The 17,576-nt window shown below is 48.4% G+C and carries 14 protein-coding genes; 8 read left to right on the top strand and 6 right to left on the bottom strand.

The window, feature by feature from the left end:
• Positions 1 to 10: 10 nt before the first annotated feature.
• Positions 11 to 1,234, bottom strand: coding sequence for an acyl-CoA dehydrogenase family protein (locus MY523_RS04270; RefSeq protein ID WP_250657573.1), 1,224 nt, complete (start codon positions 1,232 to 1,234; stop codon positions 11 to 13).
• 164 nt (positions 1,235 to 1,398) lie between these two features.
• Between MY523_RS04270 and MY523_RS04265 the strand changes: the two genes are divergently transcribed.
• Both MY523_RS04265 and MY523_RS04260 read left to right on the top strand, forming a co-directional pair.
• On the top strand, positions 1,399 to 2,295 hold the full coding sequence (locus MY523_RS04265) for a LysR family transcriptional regulator (protein ID WP_250657572.1): 897 nt from the start codon (positions 1,399 to 1,401) through the stop codon (positions 2,293 to 2,295).
• Positions 2,296 to 2,594: 299 nt separating this feature from the next.
• Positions 2,595 to 3,773, top strand: a complete 1,179-nt coding sequence (locus MY523_RS04260; RefSeq protein WP_250657571.1) for a GGDEF domain-containing protein — start codon at positions 2,595 to 2,597, stop codon at positions 3,771 to 3,773.
• 29 nt (positions 3,774 to 3,802) lie between these two features.
• On the opposite strand, the gene MY523_RS04255 is transcribed toward MY523_RS04260, so the two are convergent.
• The 4 genes from MY523_RS04255 to tnpA all read right to left on the bottom strand — a co-directional run bounded on the left by MY523_RS04255 (position 3,803) and on the right by tnpA (position 9,523).
• Positions 3,803 to 4,459, bottom strand: a complete 657-nt coding sequence (locus tag MY523_RS04255; RefSeq protein ID WP_250657570.1) for a response regulator transcription factor — start codon at positions 4,457 to 4,459, stop codon at positions 3,803 to 3,805.
• Between the two features lies 1 nt (position 4,460).
• Positions 4,461 to 6,407 carry an acetate--CoA ligase gene (acs, locus tag MY523_RS04250; RefSeq protein WP_250657569.1) on the bottom strand — a complete coding sequence of 649 codons (1,947 nt, stop codon included), beginning with the start codon at positions 6,405 to 6,407 and terminating at the stop codon, positions 4,461 to 4,463.
• A gap of 571 nt (positions 6,408 to 6,978) precedes the next feature.
• Positions 6,979 to 8,757, bottom strand: coding sequence for a fatty acyl-CoA reductase (locus tag MY523_RS04245; RefSeq protein ID WP_250657568.1), 1,779 nt, complete (start codon positions 8,755 to 8,757; stop codon positions 6,979 to 6,981).
• A 364-nt stretch (positions 8,758 to 9,121) separates the two neighbouring features.
• Positions 9,122 to 9,523, bottom strand: a complete 402-nt coding sequence (tnpA, locus tag MY523_RS04240) for an IS200/IS605 family transposase (protein WP_250657567.1) — start codon at positions 9,521 to 9,523, stop codon at positions 9,122 to 9,124.
• Between the two features lie 351 nt (positions 9,524 to 9,874).
• Between tnpA and MY523_RS04235 the strand changes: the two genes are divergently transcribed.
• The gene (locus tag MY523_RS04235; protein WP_250657566.1) at positions 9,875 to 11,896 is read left to right on the top strand and encodes a TonB-dependent receptor; all 2,022 of its coding nucleotides are present in this window, start codon (positions 9,875 to 9,877) and stop codon (positions 11,894 to 11,896) included.
• 111 nt (positions 11,897 to 12,007) lie between these two features.
• Here the strand turns inward: MY523_RS04235 and MY523_RS04230 are convergent, their stop codons facing one another.
• A complete protein-coding gene (locus MY523_RS04230) occupies positions 12,008 to 12,664 on the bottom strand; it encodes a GntR family transcriptional regulator (protein WP_250657565.1) in 657 nt (218 codons plus the stop codon).
• Between the two features lie 141 nt (positions 12,665 to 12,805).
• Between MY523_RS04230 and MY523_RS04225 the strand changes: the two genes are divergently transcribed.
• From MY523_RS04225 to MY523_RS04205, 5 genes are read left to right on the top strand one after another with little or no spacing between them, the layout of a single operon-like run.
• On the top strand, positions 12,806 to 13,774 hold the full coding sequence (locus MY523_RS04225; protein ID WP_250657564.1) for an ABC transporter substrate-binding protein: 969 nt from the start codon (positions 12,806 to 12,808) through the stop codon (positions 13,772 to 13,774).
• A 10-nt stretch (positions 13,775 to 13,784) separates the two neighbouring features.
• Positions 13,785 to 14,759 (top strand): FecCD family ABC transporter permease, encoded by a 975-nt coding sequence (locus tag MY523_RS04220; RefSeq protein WP_250657563.1) that lies wholly within the window; start codon positions 13,785 to 13,787, stop codon positions 14,757 to 14,759.
• Positions 14,759 to 15,820, top strand: a complete 1,062-nt coding sequence (locus tag MY523_RS04215) for a FecCD family ABC transporter permease (protein WP_250657562.1) — start codon at positions 14,759 to 14,761, stop codon at positions 15,818 to 15,820. Before MY523_RS04220 ends, MY523_RS04215 begins: the two co-directional genes overlap by 1 nt.
• 28 nt (positions 15,821 to 15,848) lie before the next feature.
• Positions 15,849 to 16,652, top strand: a complete 804-nt coding sequence (locus MY523_RS04210) for an ABC transporter ATP-binding protein (protein ID WP_250657561.1) — start codon at positions 15,849 to 15,851, stop codon at positions 16,650 to 16,652.
• A gap of 11 nt (positions 16,653 to 16,663) precedes the next feature.
• Complete coding sequence (locus MY523_RS04205) at positions 16,664 to 17,479, top strand: alpha/beta hydrolase (RefSeq protein ID WP_250657560.1); 816 nt, start codon at positions 16,664 to 16,666, stop codon at positions 17,477 to 17,479.
• The last annotated feature ends 97 nt before the right edge of the window (positions 17,480 to 17,576 follow it).

Here is a 17,576-nt window from a genome sequence, read left to right as displayed (position 1 = left end):
CATGAAATGCTTAGGCTTTTTTCATCAAGTGCTTATGCTTTGCCAACTCAAATTTTGAAATCAATAAGCGGTGGACTTCATCCGGGCCATCTGCCAAACGCAAACAGCGGGCATAGGCATACATCTGAGTCAGCGGAAAGTCTTCACTCATGCCTGCGCCACCATGAATCTGCATTGCCTGATCAACAATCGTCTGCAATACATTCGGGGCGACGACTTTGATCTGGGAAACATCACTCATTGCCCCCATGATTCCTTTTGTGTCCAGTGTCCACGCCGCTTTCATTGTCAGTAATCTAGCCTGTTCAATTGACATTCTGGCGTTGGCGATAATATCTCGATTGCCACCCAACTTGGCTAAGGGTTGCCCAAAGGCTTCGCGGCTCACCGCTCGCTTGATCAGTAGTTCCAATGCACGCTCAGATGCACCAATAGCACGCATACAGTGATGGATCCTGCCTGGCCCCAACCGACCCTGAGCAATTTCAAATCCGCGCCCAGGCCCTGCAATAATCGCACTCTTAGGTAACCTGACATCAGTAAAGCTCACTTCGCCATGACCATATGGTTCATCCAAATCACCAAAAACCGGAAGCATACGCTCCACTTTAACCCCTGGCGTATTTTTAGGCACCAGCACCATCGAGTGCCGCTGGTGGCGATGAGCATCAGGGTTGGTTAACCCCATAAAAACCAGTATTTCGCAGTCTGGGTGACCTATCCCTGTGCTCCACCATTTACGGCCATTTAGAACGACTTCGTCACCTTCAACAATCGCGGTTGCTTCCATATTCGTTGCATCGGAAGACGCAACGCCTGGCTCCGTCATACAGAATGCAGAGCGAATCTTTCCTTCCAGCAGCGGTGTTAGCCATTGCTCTTTTTGCTGCTCAGACCCGTAGTGAACCAATACTTCCATGTTGCCGGTATCAGGCGCATTACAGTTAAATATTTCAGGGGCGATAAAGCTTCGCCCGGTTTGCTCAGCAATGGGGGCATATTCGGCATTGCTGAGCGCAGGGCCATAGCCTTCCACAGGTAAGAACAGGTTCCAAAGGCCTTGCGCTTTAGCTTTCTCTTTCAACGTTTTAATAACTGGAAGAACGACCCATGGGTTATCCAGCGACTTCAGCTCCTTAAAATAGGCATCTTCGACCGGGAGAATGTCTTCCTCCATAAACGACTTAACACGACCTAAATAATCTTGTGCACGTTCTGATAAATTAAAATCCATGACGGCCTCCAAAGCCTATACCCAGAGTTCATTATTCTTTCGACTTAAGCCAATGCTATTCCCACCAATAAAATTAGACAAATGAATAGTTGTAATACATATCTATAAATTATAATAATAGATACTACACTTAACCTTATCCCTCCCCTTTATCAGGCAACCCTATGAGAATAGACTTAAATCTCTTTATTGTTTTTGATGCGATTTTTACCGAGGGGAATCTGACTCGCGCAGCAAATGTACTAAACCTCACCCAGCCTGCTGTGAGCCACTCTCTCGCGAGGCTGAGGGATCACTTCGACGACCCTCTGTTTGTGCGGCAAGGGAATAAAATGCTGCCAACCTCGGTGGCGAAAAATGTAATTACAGACGTTCGGGAAGCGCTACATCAACTTCAGGTTGTGCTTCATCAATCCCGACAGTTTGATCCATCGTCCGCCCAAAAGCGTTACTCAATCAGCCTTCATGACTCGCTGGAAGCCTCATATCTGCCCTATCTGATGAAGCATTTGAACTCTGAAGCCCCTATGGTCGACCTCACCAGCACACGCGTTAGGCGAAGCGAGCTTGAGAACAAGCTGTCATCGGGGGATATCGATTTTGCCATCGATATTCTCTTACCAGTAGGTGAGAACATCTGCCACACACAATTAGAGAATGATCAGTTGGTTGTCGTTGCAGCAAGCAAGCATCCTGATATCGATAAAGAATTAGGGCTCGCAAGCTACCTTGAACAAAAACATGTGTTGGTTTCATCCCGTGTTTCCGGGCCAGGGCTTGAAGACTTTGAACTGGGCCGACTGGGGTTGCAGCGCCGAGTTGGTTTGCGCTGCCAACACTTTTTTTCTGCCTGTCGAGTGGTTGAAAGCAGCGATATGCTATTAACGATGCCTGAAACTGCGGCAAATATGTTTAGCCAGGTACTCGATATAACCACCTATCCTCTACCGGTAGAGCTACCGGGCATTGATGTTCATTTGTACTGGCATATCAATGTTGATAAAGACCCTGGAAACCGATGGCTGCGAAATAAGATCTTGATGGCTTCTTCTGACCAATAACCCGTTTGTATATGAAACCGAAGCAGAAACTGTAAAACAATGTGAAACATCCCGTTACATTTCTAAAAATTTGACCTCCTTCGTTTTTTGATCAAACGAAGGTGTTAATATCCTTCCAATACTAAAAACAACAATAATAAGAACACAACAATAAGAACACCGTAATAGAAACACAGTTTGCTCATTCCACACATGGCATTAAGGAACACAATGCCCATCAAAGTATAACGGAAAGATAATAAATGATGCTGCTCCACAACCGATGAGAAAGCGGCACATACAATGGCGTGAGCAAGGTCATGAAGACATATATCGATGCAAGGTTTCTCCCTAAAGCAACGAAACAACTCTATCAGGATTTAGCATCCCGTTCGTTTCCAGGCGTAGTATTCTATGTCGCGGTTTGGGCTGCGTTAATACTTCCCAAATACGACTATTTTTTTGACTCGTCCAGGATCCAATACACATTGATGCTAACAGCGATTATCGCATTCGCATCAGTCTCCCGACTCTTGTGCATCATCGTTTATAAAGTACGGTGCAGTAAAAATCAGAGCTGCCATGGCGGTATTTTGCTGCTGGGAGTCACTCTGTCGAGCACAGCATGGGGAATGTGTTCGGGTTATATGGTGATGAGCCCCTTATTTCAGGAGTCCATTGCCCCGAATATGATTGCCGGTGCCGGCCTGTGTGCAGGAGGGCTTGCATCGTTGGCCCCCTCGAGACGCTTTCTTACCTTTTTTCTTGTGCCAATGCTGGTTCCTTCAAGTATTGCACTAATAATGATTGGCCACCCTTTTTCTGCGTCACAAGTTGCACTAAGCGCGTTGCTTTTTGTCGGTCTGTATGGCATCTCAGGCATTCAGCGCAAGGAATACTTTAACGCGCTTAACAGCCAGTATCAGCTGGAGGAGAAATCAAACCAACTTGCCGAACTGAATACGCTTGACCCGATGACAGGACTCAAAAACAAACGCTATTTTGATGAAAAAATGAACGATGAGTTTCATAGAGCAATACGTGACAAAATGCCTATTTCGCTGATCTTAATCGATCTCGACCACTTCAAACAGGTCAACGACATCTACGGGCATTTGATTGGTGACGAGTGCTTAAAAGAGATGTCTAGAACGCTTAAGAGTAAGTTCAACAGAACCATGGACACCCTCGCCAGAGTCGGAGGGGAAGAGTTTGCAGCACTATTACCAACATTGCCCCATGACCAGGCGATGGTGCTGGCTGATAAACTGAGACGGCAAATTGAGCAGATATCCATTCGATATGGCGACAGCTCAATCTCTATCACGGCCAGTCTTGGCGTATCAACCCTCTATCCATCGGCAGATAGCTGTGCTCATGACCTGTTCCACCGGGCAGATGTTGCCTTATATGAAGCAAAACGGTTGGGCAGAAACAGAGTCGCCTGTTCTCCCGTGCTTGATATTGCAGTTCAACGGGCAGAAAAAAAAAGCGCCTAGCCTGAGCACGAGTGCATCAGACTAGGCCCTCATTCCGGTACCGCAGGCCGTTCAACTTCCAGCTGCTGGACAGCAATAACTGCCTGAGTGCGGTTGCGCACGCCCAGTTTTCTAAATACTGCGGTGATATGCGCTTTAATCGTTGCCTCTGAAACATCAAGCTCGTAAGCGATCTGTTTGTTCAGCAATCCTTCCATCAACATACCCAGTACTCTGAACTGCTGGGGTGTCAGGGTTGCCAGCTTTTCAGAAAAATCACAGGTTTCAGCCTCAAGGCGATCTATGCGGCCCTGCACATCGGCAGGTAACCACACATCGCCATTCAACACGGCCCTAATGGCCTCGGCTATCAGCTGCAGCGATGTCGACTTGGGAATAAAGCCCGATGCGCCATAGTCAATCGCCTTTCGAATGACCTGAATATCTTCAGTGCCCGATATCATCACAACAGGCAGCCCCGGATATTGGCCTCGCATAAACACGAGCCCCGAAAAGCCGTGAGCGCCTGGCATATTGAGGTCCAGCAACACCAGATCTGCTTCTGCGTTCTCCTCGACCGATCGCTGTAATTCAGCGATCGTGTCAGCCTCAATAACCTCTACATCATCCACGGCCTGCCCAACAGCCTGCTTTAACGCGGCACGAAACAGTGGATGATCGTCTGCAATGATAATCTTATAGGTCATATCAAGCGTTTTCCCTGTATTCAATCAAGTCGTCTACGACCGATGGGTCTGCCAAGGTCGACGTGTCTCCCAGACTTTCATGCTCATTGGCTGCAATTTTACGTAAAATTCTTCGCATAATTTTACCAGAACGTGTCTTGGGCAAGCCTGGAGCCCACTGAATCAGGTCAGGAGAAGCCACCGGACCAATCTCTTTACGTACCCACTGAATCAGTTCTTTTTTCAACTCATCAGAAGGGTCAGTATCATGGTTCAGGGTCACATAAACATAAATGCCCTGCCCTTTTATATCATGAGGATAGCCTACAACGGCCGCTTCTGCGACATGGGGGTGAGCAACCAGCGCACTTTCAATTTCTGCGGTCCCCATGCGGTGACCTGAAACGTTAAGCACATCATCAACACGACCTGTTATCCAGTAATAACCGTCTTCATCTCTACGAGCACCGTCACCTGTAAAATACGTACCAGGGTAAGTACTGAAGTACGTCAGGATAAACCGCTCATGATCGCCATAGACCGTTCTCATTTGGCCAGGCCAGCTATCGGTAATAACCAGATTACCTTCCGTTGCACCCTCAAGCACGTTTCCATCACCATCAACCAGTGCAGGCTGTACACCGAAGAACGGTAAGGTTGCAGAGCCTGGCTTCAGATCGATTGCGCCAGGAAGAGGTGAAATCAGAATACCTCCGGTTTCAGTCTGCCACCAGGTATCTACGATGGGGCAACGCTCATCACCCACAACATCGTAATACCACTCCCAAGCCTCTGGATTTATCGGCTCTCCCACCGTACCAAGCAAACGCAAGCTCTCTCGTGAGCTCTGCTTCATATATTGATCACCTTCCGCCATAAGCGCACGAATGGCCGTCGGTGCAGTGTAGAGTACGTTAACATTGTGTTTGTCGACGACTTTACCAATACGGGAGCTATCGGGGTAGTTAGGAACACCTTCAAACAGTACGGTAACTGCACCATTGGCAAGCGGCCCATAAAGAATGTAGGAGTGGCCGGTAATCCAGCCAAAATCAGCAGTACACCAATAGATATCGCCTTGCTGGTAGTCAAACACGTACTCATGAGTCATTGAGGCATAGACCATATACCCCCCTGTGGTGTGCAGCACACCTTTAGGCGTTCCTGTTGAACCAGAGGTATAAAGCATAAACAACGGATCTTCAGCGTTCATCTCGGTGGGAGGGCAGTCACCATCTGCCTCGGCCATTAACTCATGGAACCAGACGTCTCGACCTTCCTGCCAATCAATATCGCCACCTGTGCGTTTAACAACAAACACTTTCTCTACAGTCGTTACATCCGGGTTATTTAGCGCTGCGTCTACATTTCGTTTAAGCGGAACCGGACGGCCACCACGTATACCCTGATCTGCCGTAACAACCCATTTTGCGCCGCCATCCTTAACTCGTGCAGCCAGAGCCTCTGGGGAAAAGCCACCAAATACCACAGAGTGCATCGCGCCAATTCGAGCGCATGCCAGCATGGCAACCGCCGTTTCTACAATCATTGGCATATAAATCGTGACGACATCACCTTTTTGCACACCTTGCGACTTAAGCACATTGGCAAATTTACAGGTCTCTTCATACAGCTCACGATATGTCACGTGGCGGGAATCTGAAGGGTCATCCCCCTCAAAAATAATCGCTGTTTGATCGCCTCGCTCGGCAAGGTGCCGGTCCAGGCAGTTAGCGCTCGCATTTAGCGTTCCATCTTCAAACCATTTAATAGATAAATTGTTACGATCATAAGAGGTATTTTTTACGGTTTTATAGGGCTTTATCCAGTCCAGTCTTTTACCGTGCTCTCCCCAAAAAGCATCAGGATTCTCAATGGAGTCCTTATACATTGCCATGTATTGCTCTTTATCTACCAGTGCCCGGCTTTTTGCAGATTCTTTAACTGGATACACCTTACCTTCACTCATCTTCTTATCCTCTTCGTTGATCCATTAACTATGACTATCAACAGTTGATTTATTGTTTGTATAAAAATGATCGTTCTATTTCTACTCTTCAACCTGTTGGTTTTAAATTAGACCAAGGTATAGAGCCACCTCGCACACTGCGGTACAAACAAACGCTTATCAATGTTGGGATGTTATTGTTTGAGTAGTCATTTTTCCCGAACTACTATCCTGTAACTACTATCCTGTAACTACTATCCTGTAACTACTATCCTGTAACTACTATCCTGTAACTACGACCATGTAACTACGACCCTGTAACTGCAAGCTATCCTCATGAAGTATAATCATATTTCATAAAATAGACATGCTTGAAAAGTGAATTGCGCTACGTCTAAAATGTTGAAGAGAAAAAGGCCACATTCAAATATAAAAAAAAGCCCCGAAAAACGGGGCAGTCTGACCTGATACTAAGCAATATCTTTGCAAGCTTGATGCAGTGAAGCGGAAAGCAATTTCATAATCTGACCTCGTCTTTACTTTATTTCCATCGTTCCTCCCTATTTCAGGGTCACAAAGGTCGGTTTTCCACTCAAGCAGCTTTGCTTTTTTGCGCCTTATCAACCCTCTTTCGCTGAAGAGCCGTTCGTTCTTTCAACGCGTAGCGATTTAAGCCAGGGATATGGATCGTCCGTATATATTCACCCCAGTCGATGAGTCGTGCATCAACGGGGAATAATGGCCGCTCTGCCTCCCGCACTCTATGACTTAAAGCCACGAGTTTATCATTATAAAATCGATACTTTGGCTCAGAGTAAAAAGAGAAAATCGTCGCAAGATTCATCGCTGTGTCAATATGTCCTAATGACTTGGCTTGCGCATCATGACCCAGTCGTTTACTCAGCTTATTAATGGCTATTAAGGGTAACCTCATCGCATTCATCATCGCTGAGAACACCCGTTTGCTGACCATCACGAATGGGCGTTTCGGTTGTCGATAGAATAGCTTTGGGTGTTGCTGGTAGTTGTCATCAGCCTCTTGTTGCACAAGTTGTATCATTTCGCGAATGCTTAAAGGGTTTACTCCACCACTACAACACTGATAAACCCGATGACTGCGGCTATGAGCCTGCTCTGAGGCCCCCCTGGTGGCATCATGAACCAACTCCGCAACACCAAGAATAATGCTGTTTGCGACTAAGTCAGCAGGAATAATGTCAATAATGCCATTCGGGTCTCCAGGGAAAAAGGTTACCTTTTCGCGGGCATATGCCATTAAAATCGCATCGGCCACTTTCACCCCCTCTATCCAGCCAGGCACTGGGCTAGCCAAGGTACTTTCTACAATAGCAGGGCGCAGAATAGTTAACGGCGAACCAACTAGGGCCTTTCGTAATAACTGCTCCCCCAACCATTTAGTGAACGTATAGGTATCGTTCCAACCATAGCGATTGGACTCTGCAATCCCCAAATCAATCAACTTTTTCTTAAGCACATCTGGGTTTGGGTTATCCTCAGCTGCGTCACTGCCACCTATACCTGTTCGGTTTTCTCCAGAGGCTAAATGGCAAGCCTTTATGTCTGCAATTTTTCTTTGCAACACCTCAATCAATGGTTCTACATCGTAATAGCCATTCTGATTAAGCGAAATAAAACCGCTGGCGGGGGCTACATTCTCTTCAGCTAGCGCTCCCTGATTAAAGCCATTGACATAACAGGTAGAGACCTGAAGTACCGGAATCCCCCCGGCCAGTTTGGCAAACTCGGCTATGTTATAAAGTGACAGCGTATTGATTGAAAGGGCCTGGTCGAGTTCCTCCCTAAAATTAACGCTGGCAGCAGAGTTAATAACCACATCCACCTGCTTAACAAGGCGGTTGTACTCCGATGTGTTAAGACCAAAATTTGTCTCTGTCACCTCCCCCGTAATGCAATGTATTTTTTCTTCACAAAAAGCGTCAAAGCGCTGGGGGTCGTCCTTCTGCATCTGTTCAAAGATCGATGAATTCGCTATCTGGTTGATAAACCGTGAGTGAGCATCAGGGTACTGCTTATTACCCCGAATCAATAAGTAGATTTGCCCGATTTCCGAAACATCTCTCAGTAGTTTCTCAAGAACGACTTTACCGACAAAACCGGTTGTTCCGGTTATCAAGACCTTTTTGCCCGACAGCACATCGAGAACAGAGAACTGTTCAAGCGTCGAGTGCTCAGTTGCACCGAAAGCGCTTTGGTTATCTGAAACGCCGTGTAAGTCAGAGGTACTAGATATCTCAGAAATACTAGGTGCCTCAGAAATACGAGATGCCTCAGAAATACTAGGATTCTCATTAGCGTCACATGTAGCAGGTGTTAATTTTTGTTCGCCCATAACTCACCTATGCCTGATTTATTGTAAGCATTTCCTTATGCACCCCATGTTTAAGTAAGTGATTTCAAAACACTTAAACAACATAAATGCCCATTGCCTGAACACCCATCACACCGTCTGACGCTTTATTATGTTTATGTAGTTTGTATCAAATAAGCCCTTTGCTTGCTTTCATTAAAAGCAATAGTCTGTTCCTATTTTTTGCAAACTGCCAGCGCCTTCTAAGATGCGATTGTTATATACAGACTTACAGATCGTTACAGTTGGAATAGTGAACCAAATCTCATTTTTCATGACTCTGAAAACGGCAGCCTGACACCGTGACTACGCGCACAACCGGCTTAGGACGGGGTTATCAGAACAATTATAGATTGTAGAACAACCGAATTATGTATTCTCGGATTGTTTTCTCATCTAACCCGACTGTACTCACACAATACCCTCGTGCCCAAAAATGCCGCCCAGTAAAATTTCTCTTCACCTGCATGTAATCTCTAAAGATCCATATCGCTGGCTTCCCTTTCAGAAACCCTACCGTATTCGCTACACTATATTTTGGCGGAATCATTGGCAACATATGGATATAATCCTTCATCGCATACCCTTCAACCAGCTCTACGTCCTGCTGACGACACAGTTCACGTAAAATCCCACCAATGTCTCTTCGTAGCGTCCCATAAATAGCTTTCTTTCGATATTTCGGCACAAATACAACGTGATATTTGGAATAATGTTTAACATGAGCTTGGCTTTGCCAGTCTCTCATAGTGGCCTCCTTAAAGAGCTTGCCGGTTCAAAGGAGGCCATTTTCCACTCTGCACGCCGTAATGAGTGCCTATTCCTGTCTCACCGTCAGAAGCGGTGGTTTACCAAGTTTTAATTAATCAGAGTTTCCCTAAGTAATGTGTAGCCTTTGAAGCGGATTGATATCGTTACGTGACTTTCCTCGTGCTGTATTTTCTCGTGATAACAGCCCGAATAGGAGGGGCTATACGCTTTGTTCAATAAGCCTATACGTACAAGTAATAAGAAGGGAAATACAATTTATTGCAAATGATTATGATATCTGTTCTCATTGGCGCCAATATTGTTTGTACCATCTATTTGGAGCTTTTTCATGAAACCCAGTTACCCACTTAAGCCGTTAACGGCGGGAGTGTTAGTCGCGCTATCTGCGATGGCCGCTCAGGCGCAGGACGCTGTTGTAGAAGACAGTATAACCATCGAAGGTAATGCTTTTACCGGCTATGCAGCACATTTGCCAACTTCGGGGACAAAGACTGATTTGCCCTGGCTTGATGTTCCGCAATCAGTGTCTGTGGTGACGAGTACTGAAATGCACGACCGCGGGGCTGTGCGCGTCGTGGAAGCGCTGCAAGGTGTTGCTGGTGTGAATAACACCCTGGGTGAAGGTAGTCGTGACCAGTTTGTTATCCGTGGTTTTGATAGTCTGAATGATCTTTACCGTGATGGTTTACGAGATGACGGCACTCTGCAGTCTTATCGTAGCCTGGCGAATATTGAGCGGGTTGAAGTAGTTAAAGGAGCTGCGGGAGCACTGTACGGACGAGGCTCCGCCGGTGGTCTGATTAACCTGGTCACCAAGCGGGCGAACGGGGATGATTTTTCTCGTGTCACAACCCAGTTGGGTAGTGACGGCCTGTTGGTTGGACGCCTGGATTCTTCCGACTCCGTGAACGATCAGGTAAATGCGCGTATGAATCTGGAATTCCGTCAGAGTGACTCTTTTGTTGACCATGTGGACTCGGAAGATTTCTTCATCGCACCAACGATCCGTATCAAGCTGGACGAGCAGCAGACACTGGATCTGGATCTGGAGTATGCGCATCAGGAATTGGTGCCTTACCGTGGTGTACCTTCGAAGGATGGCAAGCCGGTAGATGTTCCCGTTAATACCTTCTTCGGTGGTATTAACGATTATCAGGAATCCGACAGCCTGCGTCTGGCGCTGAGCCATGAGATGCAGATCAATCCGCAACTAAATTGGGTGAACCGCGCATCCTGGAATCAGGTCGAGCTGGAACAAAAAGGCACTCGTCAGGGCAGTGTAACTGGAAATAACGTGGCACAAACCGTCAATAACTTTGCCTACGATCCGCGCACCTCCATAACCTTACAGTCTGAACTGACCTGGGAAGCCGAAGATAACCAGTTATTACTTGGCGTGGATTACAACAATATCGATATCGAACTGTTATATGCCAAAGATACTTCCCTGAGTCCGCAGCCTATTTTCGATCCGGTCGCCCGGGTCACGCCTAATCCGGGTTTTGCTCCCTGGCGCGATAACACCACTGAAACAATCGGTGTTTACGCACAAAATGTACACAGCTTTGGTGATCTTTCACTCATTGCCAATCTGCGATACGACCAGATGGAGCTGGAACAACAGAAGGTGGGGCTGGGCAAAGAGTATCTTGATGACAACAAGCTAAGTTACCGTGGCGGAGTAGTTTATCGTCTCGATGAAGATGTGTCAGTGTATGCAACTGGTGCGCGTTCCTGGCAGTTGCCGTATGCCGGCATTTATATTAACCCAACGCTGGCTGAGTTCTTCCATGCTGACCTCTACGAAGTGGGTGTTAAAGGCTACCTGATGAACGATGCCCTGATGGTCAATGCGGCACTGTTCCGTATCGATCAGGAGCAACCGAAAACCAATACTGATGGGGATGTGGTTGACAAACAAGAGGTGCGTCATCAGGGGGGTGAACTGGAGATTCGTGGTGAGCTGAATGAGCGCTGGAATGTAGCGGCGGGCTACAGTTACCTGCAAGCTGAAGATAAGGAAACCGACCTGAAACCCAACGACGTTTCTGATCACCTGTTTTCGCTCTGGTCTACTTATCAGCTTGACCAGCAGTGGAAATTGGGTGGTGGTGTGAAGTACGTGGGTGCGCGCTTTGCGGGTAACAATGAGCGTGTTGAGCTGGACTCATATACGCTTGTGGATCTGATGGCCCAGTACAACTGGCGCCAGCATTCGGTACAGGTAAATGCCAAAAATCTATTGGATGAAACCTACTTTCTGGGTGCAACTGGTGGTGGTTCCGGTCTGAACCAGATTGGTTACGGTGCGCCGGCGCAGTTCCAGGTGAGTTACAGCTATCAGTTCTAAGTGTTTCTGATGAGGCCTGGGAATTGCAGCAACTGCCGGTGCGGAGCCTGAAAGCTCCGTGTTGGCGGTTTTTGATCTGAAATGTTGCGTATGCGGCCAACAAAACGATGTTCAGGATTGTTGGTCCTGATAACCTTCGCGCCAGCGATTCAGGTGCAAGTGAATGAGCGATTGTAAGCGCACCACATTACGCTCGAGCAGCGCGCTGACCATGTCAAAGTGATCCTGACAGCTGACTTCAATTGTCGAACGTTTGGCCCAGCCCTGACTGGCACTGCCAACGCCACGTTCACGCATCTCGTCAATCATGCTGGAGAGGTAATGGTTATTGCAGTAGTTGTAAAAGGTGCGATGAAAAGCAAAGTTATGCTTCATCATCTGCCCCCGATCTTCTTCTTCCATTGCCGTGCGAAACCCTTCGGCAAGCGCTTGCAACTGCTGCATACCGGTATCGTCAATATTGGCCATGACCTTAAGCGCCACCGCACTTTCCAGCAATTCACGTGCCTCCGTAATCGCGATACGTTCCTGCACGGAATGCTCGATAACACGGTAGCCTTTATAAGGAACGTGCTGCAGAAAGCCGCTGCTGCTCAGTTCCGTAAAAGCGGAGCGCACTGTAAAGCGGTTGACGTTAAATGTTGTTTCAATGTCAATCTGTTTCAGCCATTCGCCAGGACGGTATGCGCCGGTTCCAATTTTCTGCTTAAGCTGATTAATCAACTCTTGGGTGGCTTGGTCAGTAAGCAGTTTGCTTTTTGTGCTCATCTTTCGTCCTTGCTAACTCGAATGCGGGCTCTACAACAAGTGATGCTGGCCATGTTACACGTTTAAGCCGTTGAAATCGAAAAAATGGTTTTTTATTGGCGCCAATTATGCGATGATGCGCCGCATTAAAGCGAAATGATTATGATTATTAATAACACTTGGATAAGACCTATGCGCAGGGCGGGTTTGTTAACTATTGGGCTTTTGAGTTGCTGGTTAATGGCGGCCGTTCAGGCTGCCACTATCACTGATGATCGTGGAGTTGTGGTGACGCTGCCAGAGGGCGCAAACCGGGTAGTGGCGATTTCCACTTTTGGCTCTGATCTGATGTTAGCGCTGGGCTTAAAGCCATCGGCAGTCACCAGCTTTGGCCCTTTTAGCCGACCGGACTTTCTCGGACCGGAACTGACGGAAGTACCAGTGATTGGTTCCCGTGCCCAGGTCAATATGGAACTCTTATCTGAAATTGCGCCGGATCTGATTCTGGCGATTCGTCGCTACACTGAAAAAAATGCCAGCCAGTTTGAGAGTATTGCCCCATACATGGCGCTTGATCTGGTGACATTGTCGGATAGCTTGCGTGGTGTGCAACTCAGCGGTGATATTCTAGGTAAGTCAGCAGAAGCGAAAGAACTGAACAAGCAGTTTGAGCAGCAGCTGACCGAGTTTAAGCAACGGGCTCCGGGTGGCGTATCAGCTGCATTGTTGGTGACCAGCTCAGAAACGCCTTTTATTTATCACGATCATTTTATCAGTGCAGATCTGCTGGGTTATCTCAACGCTGAGAATGTAGGTGGTGCTTCGGCCACCCCTGAACAGGCTATGCCACTAGGTTATCGCATGGGTCTGGAAGAACTGCTTGAGCAAGACCCGGACGTAATTTTTCTGTTTGCGTCTAATAAAGAACGTGCTTTTACACTCAATCCAATCTGGCCTTATCTGAGTGCGGTGCGAAATGGGCGGGTTTATGAGGTTGGTCATCACTGGAAAGAGGCGGCGGGTCCGCAGGCACGTTCTCTGATCCTGCAAGAGATGGCACACCGCCTTTACCCCGACCATTTTACTCTACCGGCTTTGCCGGCACATATTCAAAGCCGCCCTTATCACTGAGCATACATTGATGCTGTTATCGTTACGTTATTGTCTGTTGATGGTTGTGCTGCTATTGCTGCTGTTTGTGGTCGCATTACTGGTTGGGCATCAAACGCTGACAGTGCCTGATTTATGGCTTCTGGTGCAGGGGCAGGCAACACCGTTGCAGAAAATTGTGGTCTGGGAACTTCGTATTCCGCGTAACGTGTTGGCGTTGCTGGTTGGGGCCGCACTGGCTACGGCAGGTGCGATCATGCAGGGTGTGACCCGCAATCCACTTGCTTCGCCTGGCCTGACCGGGGTTGTTGCCGGAGCTTCGTTTGTGATTGTGCTGCTGGTAAGCGTCGGATCTGTTGATGCGCACTGGTTGCCTGTTGCTGGCTTTGTCGGGGGTATTGGTGCCGGGTGCCTAACCTTTTACTTGGCGTGGCAGGGGCGTCTGTTACCCCTGAGAATCGTTCTGGCTGGCGTTGCTGTCACCGCTTTATGTGCAGCGATAAGCACCGCTCTGTTACTGTTTTCCGGAGCGGAAGCGGGTGATCTTTTCTACTGGCTGGCAGGAGGCTTAAGTGGACGTGGCTGGTTGCAGGTCGGGCAAAGCTGGTACTGGATAGTGTTTCCAATGTTACTCAGTTTTGTTCTGGTACAACGTTTTAATCTGTTACTGCTGGACGATGACATTGCCCGTAGCCTTGGCATGGCGGTCGGGCGTTGGCGCTTGCTGTTTTTACTGCTGGCGGTCCTGATGACTGCTGCTGTTGTTAGTGTAGCGGGGCCTGTGGGCTTTGTCGGTTTGGTGATTCCTCACATCAGTAAACGTTTGCTCGGCCAGCAACATCCCTTCTGGTTACCCTTTACCGCATTGCTGGGGGCGTTGATATTACTCTGCGCGGATCTGCTGGCCCGCTTATCAGCCTTTCCCCAGGAAATTCCATTGGGCGTGATTACCGCACTACTCGGTGGCCCCTGGCTATTACTTCTGATACGACGGGGGTTAGCCTGATGCCCGGATCTGGAAGAGCACTTAATGATGCTTCTTGGTATCAGTCTTTAAGCTGCCTGATAGGACCAGTTTTACTGTTTCTGCTATTATTGCTGGGCTGTTTACTGCTGAGTATAACCCTGGGAGCATCTGAACTGAGCTGGCAGCAGATTATGAACCTTTTCACTACACAGGAAAGTGATCATGTGGAACGGGTTGTCTGGCAGTTGCGCCTGCCGCGTGCGTTATTGGCGGCAATGATCGGAATACACTTTGCCTTGTCCGGTTTTATCCTGCAAACCTTAACCCGCAATCCCCTGGCTGATGCAGGTATTCTCGGTATTTCGGCGGGGGCCAGTTTCAGTGCCGTGCTGGCTATTTTAGGTGCCAGTTTGTTTGTTCGCGGATTGGAGCCTCATCGCCAGAGTCAGATGATTCTGGGCTATCTGCCGCTATTAGCTACGGCCGGTGGTGTAGCCGCAGCAGGGCTGATTTACAGGCTCAGTGGTGCCGCACGCTTAACACCGTTACGTCTGATCCTAACCGGTGTCGTGCTCGCGACGATACTCAATGCGCTTGTCACGGGGGCGTTGGCACTGTGGGGCCATTCCCAGACTGAAATGATCGTGGAATGGTTAGCGGGCAGTTTGCATGGGCGTGACTGGCAGCATCTTGCTGTACTGTGGCCCTGGACGCTGATCGGACTTACAGCCTGTATTTTATTGCTGCGGCCCTTAAACCTGTTGCGTCTTGAAGATGAGCAAGTCCTGAGCATTGGTTTGAATCTGCGCGTATGGCGTCTGATTGCTTTGATTACCGCAACCTTACTCGCCGCTAGTGCGGTGGGTGTTGCTGGTCCGATCGGTTTTATGGGGTTGGTAGTACCGTATATATGTCGGCGTTTAAGTCCACATGATGTGCAGCAGCAAATGCTGTTATGTGTGGCCGTTGGCGCTTTACTAATGATGTTAGCTGATCTGCTGGGACGCATAATAATCGTGCCTTACGAATTACCGGTAGGCGTAGTGTGCGCGCTGATCGGGGTGCCTTTTTTCCTGTACCTGTTACGGCGTCAGCCTTAGCCCAAAAATCATCCAAAAGAGTTTAGGTATGAGCTTAATAACGCAACATATTCAGCTGGGATACGCAGGTAATATCGTCATCGATGATCTCAGCGTGCAAATCCCGCAACAGCAGATTACAGCGCTGATTGGTCCCAATGGTTGCGGTAAAAGTACATTACTACGTGGCCTGGCCGGCTTGCTCGAACCACAGAAGGGGCAGGTTGCCCTTCAGGATAAAGCAATGTCCGACTGGTCGCGCCAGGCACTGGCGTTGCAGATTGCGATGCTTCCCCAGAAGCCGGTAGCACCTGATGGTGTTCTGGTTCGGCAATTAGTCAGTTATGGGCGTTTTCCCTACCAGGGGCTGTTACGCAGTGCCAGCCGTGAAGATCAGGAGGTAGTGGAATGGGCCATGGACAAAACCGGTATCTCCCATTATGCCGATAAACCGGTGCAAGCCTTATCCGGGGGGGAGCAACAGCGCGTCTGGATTGCAATGGCGATCGCACAGCAGGCAACGATTCTTTTATTGGACGAGCCCACGACCTATCTGGATTGGGGCCATCAACTGGAAATTCTTGAGCTACTGTGCCAGCTCAATCGGGAACAGGGCCTGACCGTCGTTATGTCCCTGCATGATCTGAATCAGGCTGCGCAGTACTCCGATAATGTGATTGCCATGGAACAGGGTCAGTTGATTGCACAAGGCACGCCCGTTCAGGTCATTACACCACGATTGCTGAATCGGGTATTTAAGGTGCGCGCGCAGGTTGTTCCGCAGGACAATGGCAAACCCTATTGCATCGCGCAGGGTACAGTATCTACAGCAGATCTGGCCGTTGCCAGCTAAAAGGAAGTCGTGTGAGAGAGATTCAGTTACGTTATCAACTTGGACGTAAACCGTTCACCGCTTGTCAGGCCGATCAGAGGTTTTCTTATTGTCTCTATGTGCCGCAGATTCAACGCTTACAACCTGAAAAAGAATTGCCTCTGGTGGCAGTGATCCATGGCTCAAGTCGTACGGCGGAAAGTTATCGTGACCGCTTTGTCGAGTTTGCTGAACAGAACGGCTGTATTGTATTGGTACCCTTGTTTCCGGTTGGAATTCCTACCGCAGGTGATGCCGACAGTTACAAAATGCAGCGTCTCTGTAGTGTTCGCTATGACCTGTTATTGCTTGCCATGATCGATGAAGTCTGTGCCAGTTATGCCGTATTACCGAAATTGTTTCTACACGGGTTTTCGGGCGGGGCACAGTTTGCACACCGTTTCTTTTATTTGCATCCTCAGCGCTTACGTGCGCTGTCACTTGCTGCACCGGGCCAAGTGACTTTACTCGATGATCAGTCTATTTGGGGGCGGGGTATCGCAGATATAGAACAGATTTTTGGTTGCGTCCTCTGTTATAGCAGCATGCGTAAGGTGTCGGTTCAGATGGTGGTTGGGGGCGATGACGATGAGTTAATCCTGGATGATTATGTTTCGCCTGATCGTCAACAACGCAGTCGCCAGCAACGTCTGCATGCTCTTCACCAGAGCTTTAGCAATCAGGGAATAGCGGCTCAGTTCGTCACAGTGCCAGGTGCAGGGCATGATGGTTATGCATTGTTAGGAGAGAGTCAGCGCTTGCTGGCTGAATCGATAGTCCAATACCGGCGAGAGAGTACGTGTTGCTAAGCAGGTAATTATTGTGGGGTTGCTCAGGTCATGTCTGATAGTTAGCCCCTACTCATGGGCGGATCATTAATACTGATAGTGGTATATCAAAACCAAC

Source organism: Alkalimarinus coralli, assembly GCF_023650515.1.
Lineage (GTDB): Bacteria > Pseudomonadota > Gammaproteobacteria > Pseudomonadales > Oleiphilaceae > Alkalimarinus > Alkalimarinus coralli.
This window is presented reverse-complemented; position numbering and strand designations above follow the sequence as displayed.